Raw genomic sequence first — 1,083 nt, forward strand, 5'->3', positions numbered from 1 at the left:
CTCCAGGCGCTTGTTCTCGTTGGCGGCCGCCTTGAACACCTGCACGGTCTTGGCCATCTGGCCGACCTCGTCGCGGCGGTCCTGTCCGGCGATCTCGACGTCGAGCTTGCCGCCGGCGAGCTCTTCCATGACGCCGCGCAGGCGGTTCAGCGGACCGGTGATCGTCTTGCCGGAGATGAGGATGGCTGCCACGAGGGCGATCAGGCCGGCCGCGGCGGTGCCGCCGAGGATCAGCATCGAGAAGGTTGCGGTCTGAGCCGACAGGGCGTCGCTCTCCCGCTCGACCTTCGCGCTCATCTCGTCGTTGAATCCGCGGAGGGCGTCTGCCAAGGCGTTAATCCGCGGATCTATCGTCGCCATCTCTGCCATCGCCCGGTTGGTATCGCCGCCGAGGTCGGCGGCCAGCACTTTCTCCATCGCCGTCTCGACGGCGGTGATCTCAGTCGAGAAACCATCGAGCGCGGGCGTGCTCGCGGGGATCAGCGTCCGCGTCGAGACCAAGAGGTCCTGAGCTGTCTTCAGCGCAGTACGGGCGGCGGCCATGGCGCCCTTGGCCTCCGGGCTCGCCACGTCGTAGGCGATCTCCTGATACAGGGCGTAGCCGACGCGGTTCATGTTGACGTTTGCGCGCGCAAGCAGAAGAGCAGCACGGCTCTCGTTCGCGAGAAGGTTTGAATAGTCTAGATCAGAGCCGTTGAGGGCACGCGAAGAGAAGAAGGCTACGAGCATGCCGACCATGCTGACCGCGACGACCAGGGTCGCAATTTTGCTTGCGATCTTGAGGTTTGAGAACAACGCCATACCAACAGAACTCCAACGGGTATCCAGACCCGGATAATGATATGCAGCTAACATTTAAGGTCTGTTGAAGTTCAGGCTATCTTGGTGGGAATCGTCCAGGATGCGGAATGCCCGTTTTCAGGGTGAACGAAGGCTTGCCAAGCGTCTGTCCCAACGCGCCTTGGCGAGCGGCTCCGACAGCATCACCCATCCGCTGCACTGGAGAGCCTCGTCTGAAATCGTGCACACCCGGCGCTGTCGCGTAGGGCGGAGACACGCACCCGCCGCCTTTCTGCCTTCGCC

The 1,083-nt window shown here is 63.0% G+C and carries 1 protein-coding gene; it reads right to left on the bottom strand.

The annotated features are described in order from the left end of the window. On the bottom strand, positions 1-801 hold an 801-nt coding region (locus tag ACZLZQ_RS24255), incomplete at its 3' end, for a HAMP domain-containing protein (protein WP_472951881.1). Positions 802-1,083 lie beyond the last annotated feature (282 nt).

Source organism: Mesocryomonas lacus (genome assembly GCF_055730105.2).